26 protein-coding genes and 2 tRNA genes are annotated in these 21,755 nt (G+C 46.5%); 18 read left to right on the forward strand and 10 right to left on the reverse strand.

The genetic code is table 11. From position 1 onward, the window contains the following. Nucleotides 1-228: 228 nt before the first annotated feature. The 7 genes from ASC49_RS15400 to ASC49_RS15430 all read right to left on the reverse strand — a co-directional run bounded on the left by ASC49_RS15400 (nt 229) and on the right by ASC49_RS15430 (nt 4,392). A tRNA-Tyr gene (locus tag ASC49_RS15400) sits at nt 229-312 on the reverse strand. A 210-nt stretch (nt 313-522) separates the two neighbouring features. After that, nucleotides 523-606: transfer RNA gene (locus ASC49_RS15405), tRNA-Tyr, on the reverse strand. 53 nt (nt 607-659) lie between these two features. Beyond that, a complete protein-coding gene (locus ASC49_RS15410) occupies nt 660-1,655 on the reverse strand; it encodes a ProQ/FINO family protein (RefSeq protein WP_055464142.1) in 996 nt (331 codons plus the stop codon). Nucleotides 1,656-1,837: 182 nt separating this feature from the next. Beyond that, a complete protein-coding gene (locus ASC49_RS15415; RefSeq protein WP_055464143.1) occupies nt 1,838-2,305 on the reverse strand; it encodes a hypothetical protein in 468 nt (155 codons plus the stop codon). 4 nt (nt 2,306-2,309) lie between these two features. Next, nucleotides 2,310-2,531, reverse strand: coding sequence for a cell division protein ZapB (locus ASC49_RS15420; protein ID WP_055464144.1), 222 nt, complete (start codon nt 2,529-2,531; stop codon nt 2,310-2,312). Between the two features lie 47 nt (nt 2,532-2,578). Next, nucleotides 2,579-3,769, reverse strand: coding sequence for a flagellar assembly protein FlgT (locus ASC49_RS15425; RefSeq protein ID WP_055464145.1), 1,191 nt, complete (start codon nt 3,767-3,769; stop codon nt 2,579-2,581). 2 nt (nt 3,770-3,771) lie between these two features. Further along, on the reverse strand, nt 3,772-4,392 hold the full coding sequence (locus tag ASC49_RS15430; protein ID WP_055464146.1) for an LPP20 family lipoprotein: 621 nt from the start codon (nt 4,390-4,392) through the stop codon (nt 3,772-3,774). 254 nt (nt 4,393-4,646) lie between these two features. On the opposite strand from ASC49_RS15430, the gene ASC49_RS15435 reads away from it, so the two are divergent. The 9 genes from ASC49_RS15435 to ASC49_RS15475 all read left to right on the forward strand — a co-directional run bounded on the left by ASC49_RS15435 (nt 4,647) and on the right by ASC49_RS15475 (nt 10,979). Further along, nucleotides 4,647-5,633 carry a hypothetical protein gene (locus tag ASC49_RS15435; protein ID WP_055464147.1) on the forward strand — a complete coding sequence of 329 codons (987 nt, stop codon included), beginning with the start codon at nt 4,647-4,649 and terminating at the stop codon, nt 5,631-5,633. Between the two features lie 80 nt (nt 5,634-5,713). Continuing rightward, entirely contained in the window at nt 5,714-6,370 is a 657-nt protein-coding gene (locus ASC49_RS15440) for an alpha/beta hydrolase (protein WP_342667546.1), read from the forward strand. A gap of 9 nt (nt 6,371-6,379) precedes the next feature. Next, on the forward strand, nt 6,380-7,195 hold the full coding sequence (locus tag ASC49_RS15445) for an inositol monophosphatase family protein (RefSeq protein WP_055464149.1): 816 nt from the start codon (nt 6,380-6,382) through the stop codon (nt 7,193-7,195). Between the two features lie 300 nt (nt 7,196-7,495). Continuing rightward, complete coding sequence (locus ASC49_RS15450; RefSeq protein WP_055464150.1) at nt 7,496-7,957, forward strand: DUF2489 domain-containing protein; 462 nt, start codon at nt 7,496-7,498, stop codon at nt 7,955-7,957. 2 nt (nt 7,958-7,959) lie between these two features. Further along, complete coding sequence (locus ASC49_RS15455; protein ID WP_055464151.1) at nt 7,960-8,328, forward strand: hypothetical protein; 369 nt, start codon at nt 7,960-7,962, stop codon at nt 8,326-8,328. 24 nt (nt 8,329-8,352) lie between these two features. Further along, entirely contained in the window at nt 8,353-9,180 is an 828-nt protein-coding gene (locus tag ASC49_RS15460; RefSeq protein ID WP_055464152.1) for a mechanosensitive ion channel family protein, read from the forward strand. Between the two features lie 103 nt (nt 9,181-9,283). Further along, nucleotides 9,284-9,790 (forward strand): transcription elongation factor GreB, encoded by a 507-nt coding sequence (greB, locus tag ASC49_RS15465; protein ID WP_055464153.1) that lies wholly within the window; start codon nt 9,284-9,286, stop codon nt 9,788-9,790. A gap of 2 nt (nt 9,791-9,792) precedes the next feature. Then, complete coding sequence (locus ASC49_RS15470) at nt 9,793-10,653, forward strand: DUF72 domain-containing protein (protein WP_055464154.1); 861 nt, start codon at nt 9,793-9,795, stop codon at nt 10,651-10,653. A gap of 14 nt (nt 10,654-10,667) precedes the next feature. Then, complete coding sequence (locus ASC49_RS15475) at nt 10,668-10,979, forward strand: NGG1p interacting factor NIF3 (RefSeq protein WP_342667545.1); 312 nt, start codon at nt 10,668-10,670, stop codon at nt 10,977-10,979. Here ASC49_RS15475 and ASC49_RS15480 read toward each other — a convergent pair. From ASC49_RS15480 to ASC49_RS15490, 3 genes are all read right to left on the reverse strand, one after another. Further along, nucleotides 10,960-11,505 (reverse strand): NUDIX hydrolase, encoded by a 546-nt coding sequence (locus ASC49_RS15480; RefSeq protein WP_055464155.1) that lies wholly within the window; start codon nt 11,503-11,505, stop codon nt 10,960-10,962. The two genes, ASC49_RS15475 and ASC49_RS15480, sit on opposite strands and share 20 nt — an antisense overlap. 11 nt (nt 11,506-11,516) lie before the next feature. Then, nucleotides 11,517-12,773 carry an HlyC/CorC family transporter gene (locus tag ASC49_RS15485; protein ID WP_055464156.1) on the reverse strand — a complete coding sequence of 419 codons (1,257 nt, stop codon included), beginning with the start codon at nt 12,771-12,773 and terminating at the stop codon, nt 11,517-11,519. A 71-nt stretch (nt 12,774-12,844) separates the two neighbouring features. Further along, nucleotides 12,845-13,612 (reverse strand): cytochrome C assembly family protein, encoded by a 768-nt coding sequence (locus ASC49_RS15490; protein ID WP_055464157.1) that lies wholly within the window; start codon nt 13,610-13,612, stop codon nt 12,845-12,847. A gap of 127 nt (nt 13,613-13,739) precedes the next feature. On the opposite strand from ASC49_RS15490, the gene ffh reads away from it, so the two are divergent. The 9 genes from ffh to ASC49_RS15535 all read left to right on the forward strand — a co-directional run bounded on the left by ffh (nt 13,740) and on the right by ASC49_RS15535 (nt 21,724). Further along, the gene (ffh, locus tag ASC49_RS15495; RefSeq protein ID WP_055464158.1) at nt 13,740-15,119 is read left to right on the forward strand and encodes a signal recognition particle protein; all 1,380 of its coding nucleotides are present in this window, start codon (nt 13,740-13,742) and stop codon (nt 15,117-15,119) included. Nucleotides 15,120-15,271: 152 nt separating this feature from the next. Continuing rightward, a complete protein-coding gene (gene rpsP, locus ASC49_RS15500; protein WP_055464159.1) occupies nt 15,272-15,520 on the forward strand; it encodes a 30S ribosomal protein S16 in 249 nt (82 codons plus the stop codon). A 15-nt stretch (nt 15,521-15,535) separates the two neighbouring features. Continuing rightward, nucleotides 15,536-16,081 carry a ribosome maturation factor RimM gene (gene rimM / locus ASC49_RS15505; RefSeq protein WP_055464160.1) on the forward strand — a complete coding sequence of 182 codons (546 nt, stop codon included), beginning with the start codon at nt 15,536-15,538 and terminating at the stop codon, nt 16,079-16,081. Between the two features lie 21 nt (nt 16,082-16,102). Further along, nucleotides 16,103-16,855, forward strand: coding sequence for a tRNA (guanosine(37)-N1)-methyltransferase TrmD (gene trmD, locus ASC49_RS15510; protein WP_055464161.1), 753 nt, complete (start codon nt 16,103-16,105; stop codon nt 16,853-16,855). Nucleotides 16,856-16,925: 70 nt separating this feature from the next. Beyond that, on the forward strand, nt 16,926-17,288 hold the full coding sequence (gene rplS, locus ASC49_RS15515) for a 50S ribosomal protein L19 (protein WP_055464162.1): 363 nt from the start codon (nt 16,926-16,928) through the stop codon (nt 17,286-17,288). Between the two features lie 101 nt (nt 17,289-17,389). Then, nucleotides 17,390-18,097, forward strand: a complete 708-nt coding sequence (locus tag ASC49_RS15520) for a thioredoxin fold domain-containing protein (RefSeq protein ID WP_055464163.1) — start codon at nt 17,390-17,392, stop codon at nt 18,095-18,097. 153 nt (nt 18,098-18,250) lie between these two features. Further along, nucleotides 18,251-19,546, forward strand: a complete 1,296-nt coding sequence (locus ASC49_RS15525; protein ID WP_055464164.1) for a homoserine dehydrogenase — start codon at nt 18,251-18,253, stop codon at nt 19,544-19,546. A 12-nt stretch (nt 19,547-19,558) separates the two neighbouring features. Continuing rightward, nucleotides 19,559-20,944, forward strand: coding sequence for a threonine synthase (gene thrC, locus ASC49_RS15530; RefSeq protein ID WP_055464165.1), 1,386 nt, complete (start codon nt 19,559-19,561; stop codon nt 20,942-20,944). A 69-nt stretch (nt 20,945-21,013) separates the two neighbouring features. Beyond that, complete coding sequence (locus tag ASC49_RS15535; RefSeq protein WP_055464166.1) at nt 21,014-21,724, forward strand: 16S rRNA (uracil(1498)-N(3))-methyltransferase; 711 nt, start codon at nt 21,014-21,016, stop codon at nt 21,722-21,724. Nucleotides 21,725-21,755: the final 31 nt, after the last annotated feature.

Genomic DNA, 21,755 nt, shown 5'->3' on the forward strand with positions numbered 1-21,755 from the left:
TTTCTGCTTTCTGCTTTCTGCTTTCTGCTTTCTGCTATTCGCTATTTGGTGTGTTGAAATGGTGTGCTTGAAGCGTTCTAAGAAGGGTGCTGTGCTGACCCTGGCTTACGGCTTACGGCTTACGGGGAAGGCTTGGTTAGAGGTGGGGTGTTGATAGCGGTTGTTTGCTTGGAAAGATTGTTGAGGAATTTTGAGATGTTAATTTCAGGTTAGAAATTAAGAGAGAAATGGTGGAGGGAGGTGGATTCGAACCACCGAAACTTTCGTGGCAGATTTACAATCTGCTCCCTTTGGCCACTCGGGAACCCCTCCACAGCAGCGATACGTATGCTACGGATTGTTGTTGTTCTTGTAAAGGCTTTTGCGGCAGTTTGGTGAAAAAAATTATAGGTATATCGTTGATTTTAAAAGAGAAGATGATTAGAAGATGTGCAGGTGTTGCTATGTGTATCTGTAATAAGATAAAGGCTTTTGTAAGGTGGTAGAAGTAAGGGTATAGCGAGAAATGAGGAAAAGATAAGATGGTGGAGGGAGGTGGATTCGAACCACCGAAACTTTCGTGGCAGATTTACAATCTGCTCCCTTTGGCCACTCGGGAACCCCTCCACAGCAGCGAGGCGTATATTACTGATCGCCTCGCGCCTTGTAAAGCACTTTTTCTATTTTTTACCTAGAAGTTGTGCCAGTTTAGCTTGCATGCGCTCTTCAGCCGTTAGGTTATCAAACTGAGGATCCTGCTTAGGCTGGGCTTTATCCTTGTTAGTTGGACGTGGCTGGCCTTTTGCTTTGTTTGGCTGCGGTTTATTGTGTCCTTGTGGGCGTTTGCCTTTGTTGCTTTTAGGCATAGGCTTTTTGTCTTCCACAGGTTTTTTCGCGTTTGGCAGGGCTGGCTCATTGCTGACGGCATTACCTTCTAGGTCAATGCGTGGCTGACCTGAAAGTAAGCATTTCTTGTAGCGATCAGAGCGCGTGTAAGCGGCCATGGCGCGCTTTTGCTTGCTGGCGTTAAACTCTTCGTCCAACGTCATGTCTTTGTCGATACCAACCTTCAAAGGGCGTGGATTATTCCAATCAAATGCCTTTGGATAGCGCTCTTCTAGTAGCTTGATTAGACGACGGTTGTTCTTTTGGTTTTTCTGACGACGTTTCTCCTCGGCACTGAGTGCTGCTGTTTCAGGAGCGTCGCTTTGTGTCGTTGCTTGGGTTTGCTCAACTTCAGTCGCAGCAGTCTCTTGGATGTCAGCGCTGATCGCTGTTTGTTGTTCAGTAGTCATAGGAGAGTCTTTAGTTTCTTTAAGGTCTTCAGTTGGTTGATCTTCAAAAGCATTGTGAAGAAGGTCAAGGTTAAAATGGTTTTGGATCTCACTCGCAGTAGTGGTCTCTGATTGCGTCGGCTCTAGTTGCTCGTTGAAATCTGTTTGAGTGGTTGCAGAAGTCAGTAAATCCAAGCTGTCTTCGATGTACAGCTGCAGCTGCTCTTCGGTTGAGCGTTTGTGGCTCATGGTTGAGAGTAAGTCCAATGATACGTCACTGGGCTTGCTGTTGGGAGTAAGACTTGAGTCTGCTTTCAAACGAGCGATTTCTTGTTGTGCTTGCTGAAGCTGCACAACTAGGTCATCGATTCGATTTTCAAGGGCTTTGATTAAGCGGTCCATAGGTTAGTTTCCTGCGTCAGCCAGCCATAAGGGAACTCGAGGTGCTCCCGCACGGCCAACCATTTCATTGAGCTGCTTAGAGGTCGGGAGCACGATGTCTGCGGGAGCCTGACTTTCTACCCAGAGATACATGTTAATCAAAACGATGCTAACGATTAAAAATGCAAACAGCTTCATAGCGTTTAGAAGGTTAGGCCCGCACCAATGGTTGCGTGTTTGTCATAGGCAGTATCACTGCTACCATAGACTTTCATGAAAAGGTCTAGGCGAGTGTTATCGCTAATACCGATACGTAAGCCAATTTCTGGATAATATGCAACATTGTCTAACACGTTGGCACCTAAGCCAATATAAGTCCAGACAGGAGCGATGCCGTTAACGTAGAAAAGTGGTTCAGGCGTGTAAAAGCGACCGCCTAACTGAGCGGCCGTTTCAAAGCTATCGCGTAAAATGAAAGTGAAGCCACCGTAAACAGACAGGCTGCGTGGGTAAGAATACTCCATCAATGCATTGATCATACTAGCGGTGTTGCTAGTTGCTGTAGATGGAGTGCTGTATACGTATTCGTAGCTAATAAGTGGAGAAAATTGTCCAGCGGCAAATGCGCTGGTGGCCCCTGCAAGCAGTGCCGCTGTAACAAATTTTTTCATGCGCTTAATCCAGCTGGTTAAGTTTACTTAGCATTTGATTCAAGCTGTTTTCCCAGTTAGTGGTTTGTTCAGCTTGTTGTGTTAGTTTGGCTTGAGCTTCATCACGCTCTTCAGATAGCTCGTAGTTTTGCATTTCTAGTTCAGAGATACGCTGGCGCAGTGTAGAGATTTCTTCAACTGCAGCATTAATGCGTTGTTCTAGATGATGTAGTAATTCGTTATTCATGGTACTTCTGATCCTGATAATTTAAGTTGTGCGCTGATTTTATGGATTTACCAAGCGATCACAACATCTTGTTGTTGTACGTTTAGAATTCTTGCTTCCACCGCCAATTCACCGATTGCAAAATTAGGCTGCACTTGCGTAATAGTAACATTGATGTTGGCATTATTAAGCTGTGTTTGCGCATTCTGTAATTGGTCAAATATCTCATAGCGACGGAAAACTTGAAACTGGTCGCCTTTTTTAAGGCCGGCTAACGCGCCAGCATTTAGATAGATGCGGTTGCCTTCGGTGCGAAAAATATTCGCCACAAAAGGCTGGCAGTTTAAGTCGTCACTGGTGTCCAGCGACATGGACTTTAACGTTTGTGCGACAACTTTGCCGTACTGCAGAGCCCAAAACTGCGCTGAACCAAAACCTACCTTGTTATTGTCTTTGGTGTTCCATTTGCCAATCTCATCGTAACGATGTTGAAAGATTAACGCACCACTAAATCCATCATAAATATATAAATCTAAGACAAATTTACGTTGATCGTCCTCTTTGTTTGCCCAGCTGAGCAGGGAATTGAGAGGCGTCTTCTGGTTTGGGTGCTTCGGATACACTTCACCGATATCACGAACAACACCGCTGACGACGTATTGTACACCAAGCTCTTCACCAATGCGGGCAACATCGGTCAGAGAGCCGTCATTATTTGCCGAGGTCGGAGCATTAATTAAATCTGGGTAAACACTTAGGTGGGTGGCTGCTAAGGCTCGCAAGTAGCCTTGCTGATTCATGGCGTCAACTAGGCTTTTGGGCAGCTCTCGGCCAATATTATGTAATGCGCCCAAGGTTGCCTGCTGTGGTGTTTGTAAGGCGAAGCCTGTGACGCCCACTGACTTGCGATAATTATTGGTCGTACCATTGTCACACATACCTTCGGTTTCAATATCGGCTTCAATAGTCAAACTTAAAATGTCATCAATAATCTGCTCAGAGAGAATTCTGACGTCACTGGCTTGACCAGCCGATTGCACTCGGGTGTTGGACGTCAGAGCGCCATTGCTGAGGTTATCACTGGAGCGAACTGAGGCGCTCGCTTGTAAGCTGGCTTGTTTAATGGCCTGTTGTGTCGCGCGATATCTAGCATCATTAATATCTTGATTATAGATAACGGCCTGGCCATCAGCGCGCATGACCTGAGCGTGCATGCTCAACGACATCAATATTAGTAAGGGCGTAATCAGCGCTTTCATTGCTACTGCACACTATAAAACGTTGACGGTTGTTTTTTAGGGACGGATGTCGTGTTGCTGGTGCGCTTTGTTAGCTGACAATTCGGATTAGAGCGAATTGCTTCCGGTGAGCTGGCGCACTGGCGAAAGTTTTCCTGCAGGGCAAGTTCTACTACAGTTTCAAATGTGCCGTCTTCCAGTTCCCTTTGGGAAATAACTTTTGCTCCAACAAGGTAAGCATTAACGTAGGCACGAAGATCATCATGCTGGGCCATCATATTGCTCAAAGAACTAGAGCCATCCAAGCTGATACCGTAAACACGTTCAGATAAGTTGCGGTAGGCATCAAGTTTAGAACCACGTAGTGACATTAAGCGAGCTTGGGCTTTCGAAAACGATTTATTCGTTACTGGTGCGGAATAGCCTGTAGCGTTGATAATAATCGGTTCGCGAGGCTCAATGTCGACGATTTCAATGCTCTGGGCAGAAGGGTTGTAATTAGGGTTGCTGTTGGTCTGGCTGTTGATGCCATTCACGCAGGGGGAAGTGGAATTACACACTGGTGAAGTAGGTTGTGTAACCACGCACCCGGATAACAGTGTCGAAAAACATGCTAAAGCAAGCAAGCGACCTTTAAGACTCATTGAAGCTTCTCCATTTCTGCACCCGCATTGGGCGTCCAATCTGGTATCAAATTTCTTGGACAGTATCGATACGATCTTTTCCCCTAGTGTACGGTGTTTACTACCCAATCATGAAGTAAATTTGCTCAAAGTTAAGGGTTATTTGCGGAATTTTACGATTTTATGACCTGTCGAATGAAAGAGAGTCTGCCCTGTTGTCTGGTTAAATATTGATCGATGTCTATACTTACGAGGATATAGCGCGGAGGTGGTATATGATGAATGTTCTTGAACTTAGCTTGTTAAGTCAGGCTCATAACCTACCAGCTTCATTGGCAGAGCGTTTGCGTTTTGAAGTCGAGCAAACTCTAAAAGGGTTGTATGCTGATGAATCCTTGGTAGAGCGTATTGATGATCTCTTCTTACCTTTTGCAAGATGGGTTAGCGAGTACACCAAACCTAAACATACGCCTTTAATCTTAGGGTTAGGTGGCCCACAAGGGTGCGGTAAAACCACGTTTTGTTCAGTCGTCAGCCATATTCTAGCCAAGGGCTTTGATCTTAATGCCATAGAGGTTAGTCTGGATGATTTGTATTTGCAGCGTTCCGATCGTCTGCACTATGCCCAGAAAGTGCATCCGCTGTTTGCAACGCGAGGCGTACCTGGTACACATGATATCCCGCTGGCGTTGAATATTTTTGAGCGACTTAAGCACCTGCAAGCTGGCGAAGTGATGTATGTGCCTACTTTTGATAAGTCGCTAGATGATCGCAAGCCTGTGCATCGTTGGCAGGAAGTCGCAGGTCCAGTAGATGTTATTTTCTTTGAGGGGTGGTGTGTTGGTGCGCAGCCCATGTCCAAAGAGCACTTAATGGACCCAATTAATGCGCTTGAAAAAGACAAAGACCAAGACGGCAGCTGGCGTACGGCGGTGAATGAGCATCTTGAAAGTGATTACCGCAAGTTGTTTGATCTGATTGACGTGATAATGTGGATGCAGCCTCCTAGCTTTGATGTCGTATACGACTGGCGTAATAAGCAGGAGCGTGTATTAGAAGCGCATTTACATGATATTCATGGAGGGGTGTTAGATACCTTGGATATTAAGGTTATGTCACCGGAGGCCTTGAAGGGGTTTATGCAACATTATGAGCGTATCACGCGTCATATGATCTGCTCTATGTTACAGAATGCAGACGTGCAATTTGTCTTAGATGCAAAGCAGAAAGTGCTGGAGACAAAGTTGCCTATATCCCATTAAGTGGCGCAGTAGGTTTGTAAAATATGATAGGCTATCGCTTAAAACGATAGCCTATTTTTTTGGAGAGCTCTGTGTCTGAAATGCTTGAATACATTACCGTGGATACATCTGAAACCCCTACTCACGCCGTGATTTGGTTACATGGCTTGGGTGCTGATTGCCATGATTTTGAAGGGTTGGTGCCGCAGCTAGGTTTAGCGCATAAGGCCGTGCGTTTTGTCTTTCCGAACGCGCCGATTCGCCCTGTTACGATTAATGGTGGCATGAAAATGCGTGCTTGGTACGACATTTTGGAAATGTCGTTGGATCGCAAAGTGGATATGGACAATATTCAAGAGTCGATGACACAGATTGAAGCGATTATTGAGGCTTTGGGTAAACAGGGAATTTCGAGCGATCGCATCGTCATGGCGGGGTTTTCCCAAGGGGGGGTGATTGCTTATCAAGTCGCCTTGTTAGGTAAATACCCGTTAGCCGGTGTCATGGCGCTGTCTACTTACTTGGCTGATCCAGATGCGGTGCCGACGGCTCAAACTTCAGTGAACGGTAATGCACCGATTTTAATTCATCATGGCTCATTTGATCCGGTAGTGGCGCCGGTTCTTGCTGGTCGAGCGCGTGCACGCTTGGATGAGTTGGGGTATCAGACGCAGTACCAAGTCTACGACATGCCACATTCCGTTTGCCCGGAACAAGTGGGGGATATTGCTCACTGGTTATTAGAGCGATTGGGGTAGGGATATTGTATGGATGATGCATCGGTAAATGAATGGCTGGGCTATGCCAAAAGCTGGGCTACTCATGCAGGGGCTATGATGCTAGAAGCGCGTGAAAAAACAAGCTTCTCAGAGCAATACAAATCTGGGCATGAGCTAGTGACCTCCACAGATCTGGCGATTGATGACTACTTATGTGAGCAGATTAAGCAAACTTTCCCTGACCATTTGATCTTATCCGAAGAGTCTTCGCCGGATCTTGAGCTCGCGACACACAGCGATGTGCCTGTTTGGGTTATAGACCCGATAGATGGCACGATCAATTTTGCTCAAGGCTTGTTACATGTAGCGGTTTCAATCGCGGTGTATTACCAAGGTCAGCGCTGGGTTGGTGTAGTACATGCTCCTTTCCTAGGTGAAACGTATTCAGCGGTGAAAGGGCAGGGGGCTTGGTTGAACGGCACGGCATTGAAAGTCAGTGGGCGTTCTGAACTGCGCAATGCCATAGTGGCGACGGGTTTTCCGTATAACAAGGATACCTTGCCGGATTTAATAGAATTGCTAGGTCGTGTGCTTGAGCATAGCCAAGATATTCGACGCAATGGTTCTGCCGCGCTGGATTTGTGCGCCGTAGCTCGAGGTCAGATGGATGCTTATTATGAATCTGTAAAGCCATGGGATATGGCGGCAGGTGCTTTGATTGCTACTGAGGCGGGTGCCAAAGTAGGCCATTTTTCTGAATCCAAGCAATCTTGGCCGACGGCAATAAATGGTGATTATCTGATCGCGGCAACGCCTGATGTGTATCATCTCTTATTAGATGTTTTGCAAGTGAGTAAAAAATAAACTGATCTGCGTCATGCGCTGAAGGCTGGCTGAGTTCTACTCTTGCATCACAAGACTATGAACTAGGAGGTGGTTATGTTCTCGGATGGCGTTTTAATTGCAAGCATTGTGGTGATTGGTTTGTGTTCTGTGTTTATGGTTTGGTTTGGCATCATTGCCTACCGCCATATTATGCAGGATAAAAAATGAAATTTTAGGGCATTGTGCTCTGTACGATGCCCTGAATCCCTTCTTTTGCTGATCGTTTCCTGAAGCCTGTGTAGAATAGATGTCTTACATTGATAATGTTTCAGGAGACTTATGTCTATCGGTGCCTTTTCCATCATCCTAGCACTCTGCTTTGCGGTGATCGGTGTATCTATTTATTTTATCGTCAAGCAGCTTAAGCTGAACCGTCAGCGTGAAGAGCGTATTCAAGCGGGGGAGCAGCGCCTGAAAGAAGAGCGTGCGAAACGCATCGAAAGTATCCAAGTGATCATGCAGGCGATTGAACAGGATGAAAAGCTAACATGGACAGAAGCCTCCATTCGCGTGAAAAACTTATTAGATCAATTGAGTATCGATCTATCGGAGCATGAACATGTGCAAGCTATTTATGCGGTGGAAGCTGGCACTCAGCATATTCCAACTCATGAACAATGGAATACTCTGCCACTGTCTGCGCGTCGTAAATTTCGTGACGAGATGGAGGCTCTAGAAACTAAACATATTGAGCAACTGCGTCAGGCGAAAATCTATTTACTAGCCTACAAGTTTGATTGATCATGGCGCAAATGCTGTTTGCGATACTGATTAGCTTTATGTTGTTTGCGTCTGTCTTGGTGTTTTTTATAAAGCACAGGCAGCGCATGCCTTATTATCAGATTGACCAAGCGGGTTGTGTGCGTTTGTTAAAACAAGCCGTTGAAGGTGAGTTACTTGAGCGAGACTGGCATGTATTTATCGGTATCGGTGTGCGTTACGATCTTGAAATAGAACACCTGCGTTTGCAGTGTATTGAGATTGATGAAAATCATGTTATAAATTCTGTCACCAAAAAGGGGCAGACTTATGTTGTTTTCTCTAGGCAAGGCCTGTCTGAATTGCAGAGCCTGTTAGAGGAGTGGCAACATAAAGTGGACTACTTGGCCTAAATTAACAACAGAGTGAGAATATCTATGGATGAATTAGAGAAGTTATTGGATGAAGGGGGTCAGTGGCTACCTTGGTTGACCGAGAAGAGTGTATCGATTGTTGTCGGTATTCTGATCTTCTTTATTGGTAAGATGATTGCCCATCGTCTTGCCCATTGGATTGAAAATCGTTTATTGAAATCCAAGGTCGATAAAGCGGTTGCTGGTTTTGCTTCAAGCATTCTGTATGCTCTGATGTTTGCTGGCGTGGTTTTGATGGCGCTGGGTCAAGTTGGGGTCGAAACCACTTCCTTTATCGCCATCTTGGGTGCTGCAGGTTTAGCGGTCGGTCTAGCGTTACAAGGCTCGCTATCAAATTTTGCATCAGGTGTGTTGATCATTCTATTGCGCCCATTCCGTGCTGGGGACTTTGTTGATGCAGGTGGTCAAACGGGTACAATTGATCGTATTGAATTATTCCATACGTACATGAAGACCCCCGATAATCGTGTCATCATCATGCCTAACTCAAACATTATGGACGGTTCCATCATCAACTTCTCACGCGAAGCAACACGTCGTTTGGATTTGGTGATTGGTATTAGCTACGATTCCGACATTAAGCAAGCTCGTGACCTGATGACTCAGATTATTGAGGCGGATGAGCGCGCATTGAAAGACCCCGCCTTGGTTATTTGGGTGTCTGAATTAGCGGATAGCTCAGTGAACTTTAGTGTGCGTGTATGGGTGAATGCGGGGGATTACTGGGCGTTGCGCTCGGATCTACTAGAGAAGATTAAGTACACGTTTGATGCAAATGGCGTCGGTATTCCATTCCCACAAATGGATGTGCATTTGTCAAAAGAAGACTAAGTCTTCTTAGGGTCATCAAATGGCGCTACGAGATATCGTGGCGCCATTTTTTATTTGTAGGGTGGCTTTTTAGTGCTGCCGCAAAGATCTAAAGAGAGGTTGTATGAGTCGATATCGTCCACCAGGTGCTCCTAAAGGAGCTTACATCACTAAAGAAGGTGCCGATAAATTGCTGGCGGAGCTCAAGTATCTTTGGAAAGTAAAACGTCCGGAAGTAACACAAAGTGTCAGTGACGCAGCCAAACTGGGTGATCGCTCTGAGAACGCTGAGTATATTTATGGCAAGAAGCAGCTGCGGGAAATTGACCGTCGAGTGCGTTATCTAGAAAAGCGTTTAGATCAATGCACTGTTGTTGATCGTTTGCCAGTTGATCGCTCGATTGTGTTTTTTGGCGCTTGGGTGACATTGGAAGACGATGACGGCAATCAAGAACGCTTTCGAATTGTTGGGCCAGATGAGCTGGATCACCATGAAGCCTACATCAGCATGGATTCGCCAGTGGCAAAAGCGCTGCTCAAGCGTCATGAAGGAGATGAGGTTGTGTTACGTCGAGCTGGTGGAGAGCGAACGTTTTTTATTGAACAAATTGAATATGTGGAACCAGTGTGACCATGATTCGCTATGGTATGGCGCAGTGGCAGCATCCTGCGTGGGTTGACTACCTTTACCCACGCTCTGAAGCCACAGGTTTGCGTTTAGGGCATTACGCCAAATATTTTCATAGCGTCGAGGTGGGTAGTACCTTTTATACGGATGTGGCGCCAGATCAGATTGAGCGTTGGGTGGCACAAGTTCCTGATACTTTTCGATTCTGCTTTAAGGTACCGCGTGCAGTCGCTCATCAATTTGATGAGCTGAGTGAAGCGGAATGTTTGCAAGCTTGGCGCGCCTTTCAAAATCTACTCAAGCCGATTGAGCATTTGCTGGGGCCGACCATGTTGCAATTTCCAGCGTCAGTGGCGCCTCGACAGCTGCCCATCATCACGGCGCTGTGTCAGAGCTGGGCACTTGCTACACCCTTAAGCATAGAAGTCCGTAATCTTGAATTTTTCGATAAGGCGGAGCATGAAGCAGCTTTGTTACGCCTGTTGTCAGACTCGGGATGTAACAAAGTTGTGATGGATTCCCGTCCGGTATTCTCTTCTGAGGCCTATTGTGACAGCTTGATCGATGCTCAACGCAAAAAGCCCCGTGTGCCGTGTCATGCTGTGGCAACCGCTGCGCATCCTGTGGTGCGCTTTATTGGTCATCCTGATTTAGAACGTAATCATATCTGGTTGGATCAATGGGCTAATAAATTGGCCTACTGGCTAAAAGAGGGGCGTGAGCCGACGGTGTTTGTGCATTCTTCGGATAATATTGCAGCCCCCACATTGGCCAGTTGGCTCGATGCAAAACTGCAGAAAATCTTACCCAATTATGCTGCGCAGGTGAACTTGCCCGTGCAGCATGAACAAATGGGGTTGTTGTAAAAATGGAGAACGTAATGATGTATTCGTTAGTATTTTATGTGCCAGAAACGCATGCAGAAGCTGTAAAGTCTGCTGTATTTGCGGCTGGTGCTGGGCAGGTTGGCGATTATGAGCAGGTTTGTTGGCAGGTTAAGGGCGAGGGGCAGTTTCGACCCACAGAGCAAGCACAGCCATTTATTGGTCAACCTGGAGTGCTTGAAAAGGTACCGGAATACCGAATTGAAATGGTGGTGTTGGCGGAATATAAAGCAGCGGTGGTGAGTGCTTTGAAACAGAGCCACCCCTATGAAGAGGTGGCTTATCATCTTATTCAGGTTGAGTGTTGATAATAATGTTGTCTTCGTGGAAGCCATATTGGCCTGTTTTATGGTCTTCTAAGAAAAATTCTAGTGTTTTGCTGACGCTGCTAAAGGCTAGCTCATCCCAAGGAATGTCAGAAAATTCAAACAGTTCGACTTCGGAGCTCTCTGTAGTCGCATGAAAATCCGGTTTCTGTAGTTCAGCAATGTAATACAGGTGAACTTGATTGACATGCGGGATACTGATCATTGAGAAGGGTTGCTTAATGATTACGCGGGAGCCACTTTCCTCAAGTGTTTCGCGTAGTGCGCCACCAGTGGTCGTCTCGCCGTTCTCCATAAAGCCAGCAGGCAAGGTCCAATAACCAAAACGAGGCTCGATGTTACGCTTACAAAGAAGCACTTTGCCTTGATACAAGGGGATTGTGCCAGTGATCATGCGCGGGTTGTCGTAATCAATAAAATCACAGCTTGGGCACACCGGACGTTCGCGGTTGTCTCCATCTGGAATTTCCATGTTCACTTTATGACCGCATTTTGGGCAAAATCTCATAAGGTTACCTGCTAGCGTTTGTGTTCTAAGCGCGCGTATTTAACAACTTTATCTTCGATCTCTTGAATCTCGATCATGTAATTATCGACCCATAAGCTGATTGGATGCTCTGGGATAAACTCGAGTGTTTCAATAATCAGACCGTTCAAAGTTTTGGGTCCGTCTGTTGGGAGGTGCCAGCTCAGCGCTTTGTTAATGTCGCGGATGTGGGTGGTACCTTCAATGCGGAATGAGCCATCTTCAAGAATGGTGATTTCCTCTTCCTCATCTTCCATTGGTGGCGTAAATTCACCAACGATCTCTTCCAAGATATCCTCAAGTGCAGCAATACCTTGAACATCGCCGTATTCGTCGACCACGATGCCCATTTGTTGGTGATCTTTTTGGAAGTTTAATAGCACGGTGTTGATGGATGTGCTTTCAGGGATGAAGTAAGGCTCAAGTGTGGCTTTTAAAAGTGCTGCTTTGGTGGGGTTCTGCTCGCGTAAAAATTGCGCTGCATGGCGTGCGTGCAGAATACCAATAACCTTGTTGATCTCGCCGTTGTACACCGGCATGCGCGTGTGACGTGATTGGCAAATTTGTTCAATGATCTCTTCGATTGAATCTTCGATATCAATACCGATGACTTCGTTGCGCGGCACCATAATGTCTTCGACAGAAACCTTCTCAAGGTCAAGAATCGACAGCAGCATTTCTTGGTGTGCTGGTGGGATCAAGCCACTGGCTTCATTCACCACAGTGCGAAGCTCTTCAGACCCTAGTTTGTCATGGTTGCCATGAATATGTTTGATGCCAAATAAGCGCATTAGTCCATTAGACATGGTGTTAACAATGACGACTAATGGATAAAGTGCTTTTAGTAAAATGGTCAGCACCCAAGAAGCTGGGAAGGCAATTTTCTCAGGGTGAATGGTGGCCATGGTCTTAGGCGTCACTTCGGCAAAGATCAAGATGACCAATGTTAGCGCACCGGTCGCGATCGCGACCCCTGCATCGCCCCAGATGCGGACAGCAATAATCGTCGCAATCGCAGAGGCTAAGATGTTGACGAAGTTGTTGCCAATTAAAATGACACCGATTAGTCGGTCAGGTCGTTCAAGTAGCTTGCTCGCCTTTTTAGCGGATTTGTGTCCGCTTTTCACCAGATGTTTGAGACGATATTTGTTCATCGACAACATGCTGGTTTCTGAGCTTGAGAAAAAAGCAGAGAGAATGATTAGAAAAAACAGTATTCCAAAGAGAATACTTAAGGGAACTTCGTTCAAGAAAAATATGCCTCAGTTATTAGATCTGATCGGATTATTAGGGCTTGAGCAGCGAGTGTCAAATGCCATGCTCAATTACTCAGTATTTCCAGTGCAATCTGAGAGCCAAAATAGCCCAACATGAGAAGAACAAAACCGCTCAAAGTCAGTTTTACCGCTAATTGCCCGCGCCAGCCGAGGAATAAACGTCCCGCCAATAATCCTGCGAATACAAACCAGGATGCGATGGTGAAGGCTGTCTTGTGGACAAGGTGTTGTGCAAACATGTCTTCTATAAAATAGAAGCCTGTTGCCATGGTAATACTCAGTAAGACAAACGCCGCCCAAATAAATTCAAACATCAATCGCTCAAGTACCTGTAATGGTGGCACTCGTAAGAGCTGTTTCAAGTGGTGATGCTTAAGTTGGTATTCTTGAATGGCCAATAGAATACCAACACCGCAGGCGGCGGTAAAAAGGCTGTAGGCGACCGATGCAATCAAAATATGCAACGAAGTACCAAGTGAAGCACTGTGTAGCTGTTGCAAATCCCAAGGTTCGACCGCATTAAGAGCGATAATTGTCGCCGCCATAGGAAAAGCGATCGAAAGCAGTAGCGAAAGATCTTTGTCACGATTGCTAAACCAAAGCAATAAATTGCCAATCAGAGCAATTAAAAGACCAATGGTTAAGAAGTCGAAGCCATCTTTACTGGCGAGCAACTGTATTAGGGCCATAGTATGCAACACGATCGCAATCGCGCCTATGGACTGCGTTGTGCGAGCTCCGGGGCGCAGGTAGTAAGTGCCCCCAGCTGTGAGCGATAGAATACAAGCGAGCCAAAGCGTAAGATGTGTCATGTATAAGCCGATCCACTGGTTAAAACTATAGGGTGACGATCAAATCTTCGTTATAATAAAGTCAATTTCACCTTGGATAAACTGAATAAAACGGTTTTTTCCATCTAGAGCAATTTTTGAGGGCAACATGTTTGATAATTTATCAGAACGTTTAACGTCATCCTTAGACCGAATTCGTGGTCGTGCCAAACTCACCGAAGACAATATTAAAGAAGTATTGCGCGAAGTGCGCATGGCGCTGTTGGAAGCTGACGTCGCGTTGCCTGTTGTAAAAGACTTTATTAATGCGGTGAAAGAGCGCGCGGTCGGTACTGAAGTGACACGTAGCTTAAGTCCAGGTCAGGTGTTCCTAAAAATCGTTAAGCAAGAGCTTGAAGCGGTGATGGGGCAGGCCAACGATGAGTTGAACCTTAGAGCTAAACCGCCTGCGATCATTCTGTTGGCGGGTCTGCAAGGTGCGGGTAAAACCACCTCGGCGGCAAAACTGGCGAAGTTTTTAAAGGAGCGTCAAAAGAAATCGGTTGCAGTCGTCAGTGCCGACGTATACCGCCCAGCGGCGATTAAACAGCTGGAAACCTTGGCCAACGATGTGGGTGTCGAATTTATCCCAAGTGATATTTCGCAAAAGCCAATCGACATTGCCAATAACGCCATTGACGTTGCCAAGAAAGCGCACAAAGATGTGTTGATCGTCGATACCGCGGGTCGTCTAGCGATTGATGAAGACATGATGGCTGAGATCAAAGCGCTGCATGCGGCGATTGATCCTGTTGAAACCTTGTTCGTAGTCGATGCCATGACGGGGCAAGACGCGGCGAATACGGCCAAAGCTTTTGGTGATGTGCTGCCTCTAACGGGTGTAATTCTAACCAAAACCGATGGTGATGCTCGCGGTGGTGCGGCTCTGTCTGTACGTCACATCACAGGTAAGCCGATCAAGTTCTTGGGTGTGGGTGAGAAAACCGATGCGTTAGAGCCGTTCCATCCAGATCGTTTGGCGTCTCGTATTCTAGGCATGGGTGACATGCTATCGTTGATCGAGCAAGCTGAGCAGAAGATCGACAAGGAAAAAGCTGAGAAATTAGCTGGCAAACTGAAGAAAGGTAAGGGCTTCGATCTAGAAGACTTCCGTGAGCAATTGCAGCAAATGAAAAACATGGGTGGCATGGCTTCTATGTTGGATAAGCTTCCTGGTATGGGGCAGCTGGGGGATATCCAAGACAAAGTTAACGATAAAATGTTTGTGCAAATGGAAGCCTTGATTAATTCCATGACGCCTGCTGAACGTCGTAACCCCGATGCGATTAACGGTTCACGTAAAAAACGTATTTCTGCGGGTGCGGGTCTGCAAATTCAAGACCTAAACCGTTTGTTGAAACAGCACAAGCAAATGCAGAAAATGATGAAGAAATTCAGCTCAGCCGGCGGCATGAAGAAAATGATGCGCGGCTTGGGTGGAATGATGCCAGGCGGTTTTCCTGGCGGCGGGAATTTCCCGAAATTCTAAGACATGTGCTTAGAATGAAAAAATGTTTAAAGGGCGATCAATTCGCCCTTTTGTTTTTCGGTTGAATCGACTAGAATATGCCGCCTTCTTGTAGTAGGTCTCATAAAGAGGCCGACAAGAGGTGTTTCGTTAAGCAATAAGGAACCAATCATATGGTAACTATTCGTCTTTCTCGTGGTGGCTCTAAGAAGCGCCCATTCTATCACTTAAGCGTGGCAGACAGCCGTCGTGCACGTGATGGTCGTTTTATCGAGCGCGTAGGTTTCTTTAACCCAGTTGCTCGTGGTCAAGAAGAACGTCTACGTGTTGACCTAGACCGTGTTAATCACTGGGTAGGCCAAGGCGCTCAGCTTTCTGACCGTGTTGCTCAGCTTGTTAAAGAAGCTGGCAAAAACGCTTAATACTGAGGTAATGCTATGTCTACATTAAAGCAGGCGAAGGCTCCTGAGCAGGCGCTTGTAGTTGGACGCATTACATCAGTTTATGGTGTTAAAGGGTGGGTTAAGTTGTATTCCCATACCGAGCCAATGACTGGAATCTTTGATTACAAGCATTGGTGGCTGAAAACTCCCAGTGGGTGGAAAGTCATAGAACTAAGCCAAGGTCGTACCCAAGGGCGCGGATTGGTGGCAGCAATTAAAGGATATAACGATCGCGATCTTGTTAAAGAGATTTGTGGATTGGATATCTATATTGATGCAAAAGATCTTCCTGAGCTTGAGGACGGTGAATATTACTGGTCGCAGCTAGAAGGTCTAAAGGTGATTACTAAAGAGGGTGTTCTTCTAGGTAAGGTCTCACAAATGATGGAAACCGGCGCAAATGATGTGCTGGTGGTACGAGCTTGTGAGGGCAGTTACGATCGTGAAGAGCGTTTGATTCCCTATGCACCGGATCAGTTTATTCTAAACATCGATTTAGAAAAGCAAGAAATGGTTGTGGACTGGGATCCAGACTTCTAAATAGATCGAACGAGGCCTAGCGTGCGAATCGGTGTTGTGACGCTGTTTCCAGAGATGTTTCAAGCCATTACCCAGCATGGTGTAACGGGCAGAGCCGTCAAATCTGGCATTGTTGAAGTGGATTTTTTTAATCCCCGAGCCTTTGCGTACGACAAACACAAAACGGTCGATGACCGTCCTTATGGTGGTGGCCCAGGGATGCTGATGAAAGTTCAGCCCCTAAAAGATGCAATTGAGAGCGCCAGACAATGGGTTCCCAATGCAAAAGTTATTTATCTATCCCCTCAGGGGCGCACGCTAACACAGGAAGGCGTGCAACAGCTTGCTAAAGAAGCAGAATTTATTCTGGTAGCAGGCCGTTATGAAGGCGTTGACGAGCGTTTGATTCAATCTCAGGTTGATGAGGAATGGTCGATTGGCGACTTTGTCCTAAGTGGTGGAGAGTTGCCGGCTATGGTGTTGATGGACGCAGTCTTTCGCATGGTGCCGGGAGTGCTTGGTAAGCAAGCCTCAGCAGATGAAGATTCATTTGCCGATGGATTGCTGGATTGCCCGCATTATACTCGCCCCGAGGTACTTGAAGGTGAACCTGTACCACCTGTACTACTTAGTGGCAACCATGAGGCGATACGGCGCTGGCGATTAAAGCAAAAGCTCGCAAGAACTTGGCTACGTCGGCCTGACCTCCTGCAAGACCTTGAGTTGGACAAGGAACAGCAAGAGTTGTTAAAAGAGTTTATTCGTGAAACTGAAGTTTCAACCTCGGCAGAGTAAGAATCACGAGCTTGTCAGAACGTTAAACCTTCGCGCTGATAAGAAACCATATTCATTAGGAGTCACATCCATGAGCAATAAAACTAAACTGATTCAACAAATTGAATCAGAACAAATGACAAAAGAGATCCCAGCCTTCGGTCCTGGTGATACTGTTGTTGTTCAAGTAAAAGTTAAAGAAGGTACTCGTGAGCGTCTACAGGCTTACGAAGGTGTTGTAATCGCAAAACGCAACCGTGGCCTAAACTCTGCGTTTACAGTACGCAAAATCTCTAGCGGTGTAGGCGTTGAGCGTGCATTCCAAACTTACAGCCCGCTTGTAGACAGCATTGAAGTGAAACGTCGCGGTGACGTTCGTCAAGCTAAAATCTACTTCCTACGTGATCGTTCAGGTAAATCTGCACGTATCAAAGAGAAATTGGCTAAGCGCTAATCTCTTCGTAGTAAAAAAAGGCGACTTCGGTCGCCTTTTTTTATGGAACTTCATCAGGGTATGATGGCCTAATGGAGCAATTATAGAGAACAGAGGTTGATATGGGATATGTAGCCAAAACAATGTCAGCATTAGCGTTGGCATTATTCGGAATGACACAAGTTCAGGCGGGTGAACAGGAAGTACGTGATGCCGTAGCCAAGACTTTGCCGCAATACTCAATCGAATCGATTGAAGCGCATACGGGCAGTGGTCTGTATATAGTGACCCTGAATAATGGCCCAATACTGCACGTCACAGAAGACGGTAAGTATTTTGTCGCTGGAGATTTGTATCAGGTCGATGGTCAGAACCTTGTGAACGAAACTGAACAGGCAAAGTTGGCCAAGATCGAGCACATTCCAGAGTCCGAAATGGTGGTCTACAAAGCGGCCAACGAAAAAGCCCATATCTCTGTTTTCACTGACATTACGTGTGGCTACTGCCGCATGCTGCACAAAGAAATCGATGAGCTAAATGAGCAAGGAATTACCGTTCGCTACCTTGCTTATCCACGTGCTGGCGTCGGTTCTGAAGCCTACAATCAAATGGTCAATATTTGGTGTTCGGACGACCCTAAGAAATGGATGACAGCTGCTAAATTAGGTAAAGAAGTACCAGAAAACAAATGCACCAACCCAGTGGCTAATCAATATCGTCTCGGCAACGCTGTAGGTGTACGCGGTACGCCAAGCATCATTTTAGATAACGGCAAGTTCATCCCCGGATATCTGCCCGCAAAAGAGTTAGCAAAAGAGCTCAACCTTTAGTAATTTCGACAAATAATCTACCAAACTAGGGCGTAGTTCAGACTTTTCTACGTTGGGTTTATGCGCTACTGGCGTTATAATCCTTGAACATCTAAATCGCTTTATTTTTAGCGTGAACAAAATTATTAAAACCGTCAGTTGTGGGGTATCGTTTTGAAACCGGTAAAAGTCGGAATTTGTGGGCTTGGAACAGTAGGTTCCGGTACGTTTAACATCCTGCGTAACAACGCAGAAGAAATTACGCGACGTGTTGGCCGTAGCATTGTTGTTGAGCAAATTGCAGCACGTCAAGTTAACCCTACCTGTGACACCACTGGCATTAACACCACGAGTGATATTTTTGATGTGGCGAACAACCCTGAGGTTGATATTGTTGTTGAGCTGATTGGCGGTACAACGGTAGCCCTAGAGTTGGTGATGACCGCCATTGAAAATGGTAAGCACGTTGTTACAGCGAACAAGGCTTTGATTGCTGTTCATGGCAACGAAATCTTTGCTAAGGCGCAAGAAAAAGGCGTGATGGTCGCTTTTGAAGCAGCGGTAGCGGGTGGCATTCCAATCATCAAATCGCTACGTGAAGGTCTATCAGCGAACAAGATTGAATGGTTGGCGGGTATCATCAATGGTACTGGCAACTTCATCATGACGGAAATGAGCGAAAAAGGTCGCGCCTTCGATGACGTACTAAAAGAAGCACAAGCACTAGGTTACGCTGAAGCCGATCCTACGTTTGACGTTGAAGGTATTGATGCTGCGCATAAGCTTACTATTCTAGCGTCAATTGCTTACGGCATTCCGTTGCAGTTTGAGAAGACTTACACCGAAGGTATCAGCCGCATTACCGCAGAAGACGTGTCTTTTGCGAAAGAAATGGGCTACGCGATCAAGCATTTAGGTATCGCACGTCGTACTTCTGCTGGCGTTGAGCTTCGTGTGCATCCAACTTTAATCTCGCAGAAAACGCTACTTGCCAACGTTAACGGTGTGATGAACGCTGTCATGGTAAAAGGTGATGCAGTGGGGCCAACCTTGACTTACGGCGCTGGCGCTGGCGCGATGCCGACCGGTTCATCTGTCGTAGCGGATATTATCGATGTTGCGCGTACGTTGACTGCGGATCCAACTAATCGCGTACCACACTTGGCCTTCCAGCCAGAGCAACTGTCTGATGTAAGCATGTTGCCAATCGAAGAAGTGGAATGCGGTTTCTTCTTGAATATGAAGATCCAAGACCGTGCAGGTGTGTTGGCGAATATCACGCAAATTCTATCTAACAACGGCATTAGCATTGAGTCTGTCATCCAACGTGAAGGGACTGATCTAGTACCATTGGTGGTGATGACGCATGATGTGAAAGAGCGCAATATGAATGTTGCCATTGCCGCAATCGAAGCTCTGCCAGATGTCGCGGGTTCAGTTCAGCGTATCCGTGTTGAAAATCTGGCGTAAGAGGACCAAGTAATGAAATACATTTCGACTCGTGGCCAAGCTCCTTCATTAAGCTTTGGCGATGTTCTATTGGCTGGTTTGGCAAGTGATGGCGGTTTATACGTACCAGAGAAATTGCCAACTTATTCAGCAGAAGAAATCGCTTCTTGGGCGTCTTTGAGCTACCAAGAATTGGCTTTCAAAGTGATGTGGCCATTTGTAGAAGGCGAAATTCCTGCAGAAGAGTTCAAGCGCATGATTGATGAAGCCTACGCCGGCTTCAATCACTCTGCGGTCGCTCCAATGGTGCAAACGGATAACAACGAATGGGTATTGGAATTGTTCCGTGGCCCAACGTTGGCGTTTAAAGACTTCGCACTACAACTGCTAGGTCGTCTAATGGACTACGTACTAGCACAACGTGGTGGGAAGTTGGTGATTCTAGGGGCTACCTCTGGTGACACTGGATCTGCAGCGATCGAAGGTTGCCGTCATTCTGAGCACCTAGATATTTTTATCCTGCACCCGTACCAACGTGTATCGGAAGTGCAACGTCGCCAGATGACGACGGTGATTGATGACAACGTCTTCAACATCGCAGTAAAAGGCAACTTCGATGACTGTCAGGGCATGGTCAAAGCGAGTTTTGCCGATCAAAGCTTCCTGAAAGGCGCGAAATTAGGTGCGGTAAACTCGATCAACTGGGCGCGTATCATGGCGCAGATCGTTTACTACTTCTCTTCTGCTTTGGCAGTCGGTGCGCCACACCGTAAAGTGTCATTCTCTGTACCAACGGGTAACTTTGGTGACATCTTTGCGGGTTACTTGGCGAAGCAAATGGGGTTGCCAATTGATCAGTTAGTGGTAGCGACGAACCAGAACGATATCCTACACCGTACCATCGCGGCGAACGACATGAGCCGTCAGTCACTTAATGTGACGCTTTCGCCAAGTATGGACATCATGGTGTCTAGTAACTTTGAACGTCTATTGTTCGATGCCCACGGCCGTGACAGTGCGGCGTTAGCAGATCTGATGGCACGCTTCAACGCTGGCGACGTCACGCTAAACGATGATGCTTGGTCATTTGTGAAAGCGAACTTTGATAGCTACAAAGTAGACGACGCGCGTACTTGTGAAGTGATTTCTGAAGTCTTCAATTCGACTCAATACTTGCTTGATCCACATACTGCGATTGGCCTGGAAGCTGCGCGTCAGTGCTGGAAAGACAAGTCTGTGCCAATGATTACCTTGGCGACAGCGCATCCTGTGAAATTCCCTGAAGCAGTGGAAAAAGCGGGTTGTCAGTCACCAAGTCTGCCTGAGCACATGAAGGATCTGTTTGAGCGCGAAGAAGCGTACGAAGTGATCGACAACGATCTTTCTGCTGTACAAAGCTTTGTGGCTCAGCACATCTAAGCTCTATTCGGGTAGGCAGGTTCACCTGCTTACCCGTTATTCCTTCCTTTTATTTGGTTTATCTTTTCTATGAACCTTATCTTGCTTGCCCCAGATCAGGCTTTGTCTGACTCACATTACCAGCTCAACACTCGCCAACAAGAACACATCGCTAAAGTGCTTAAAAAAGCGCATGATGACACCTTGCGAGTGGGCTTACTCAACGGTTTGATTGGTGATGCGGTGCTCGATCTTGAGCGCTGGCAAGTGACGCTTGGTCAGCTCACCACTCAACCGCCTAAAGCTTTACCCATGGAGCTGATATTGGCGTTGCCACGTCCGAATATGCTTAAGCGCACCTTGATGAATATCACGGCCATGGGCGTAAAAACGGTGCATCTGCTGCACTCTGCCAAGGTGGAAAAAAGTTATTGGCAGAGCCCGGTGCTAACGGATGCATCGATCCATGATTATCTAATTGAAGGTCTAGAGCAAGCGCGGGACACGGTATTACCTGTGGTGCATCAGTACACCCGTTTTCGTCCATTTGTTGAGGATACGTTGCCTGACCTTTTACAAGGACGCGTGGGGCTTGTCGCGCATCCTTATCAGGCCGAAACCTGTCCTGTTGATCTTCAGGAACCTTGTGTATTAGCTATTGGTCCTGAAGGTGGTTGGAATGAATTTGAAATGGAAAAGTGGTCTGATGCAGGTATGCAATCTGTACATTTGGGCGAGCGGATTCTAAAAGTTGAGACGGCCGTGCCCGTGCTCTTGTCTCGGTTATACCCGGCAAAATAATAAAACTTTACTATCCAGTTGGTTGAGTTTT

This window comes from Marinomonas fungiae (genome assembly GCF_001418205.1).
In the GTDB taxonomy this organism is placed as follows: Bacteria; Pseudomonadota; Gammaproteobacteria; order Pseudomonadales; family Marinomonadaceae; genus Marinomonas; species Marinomonas fungiae.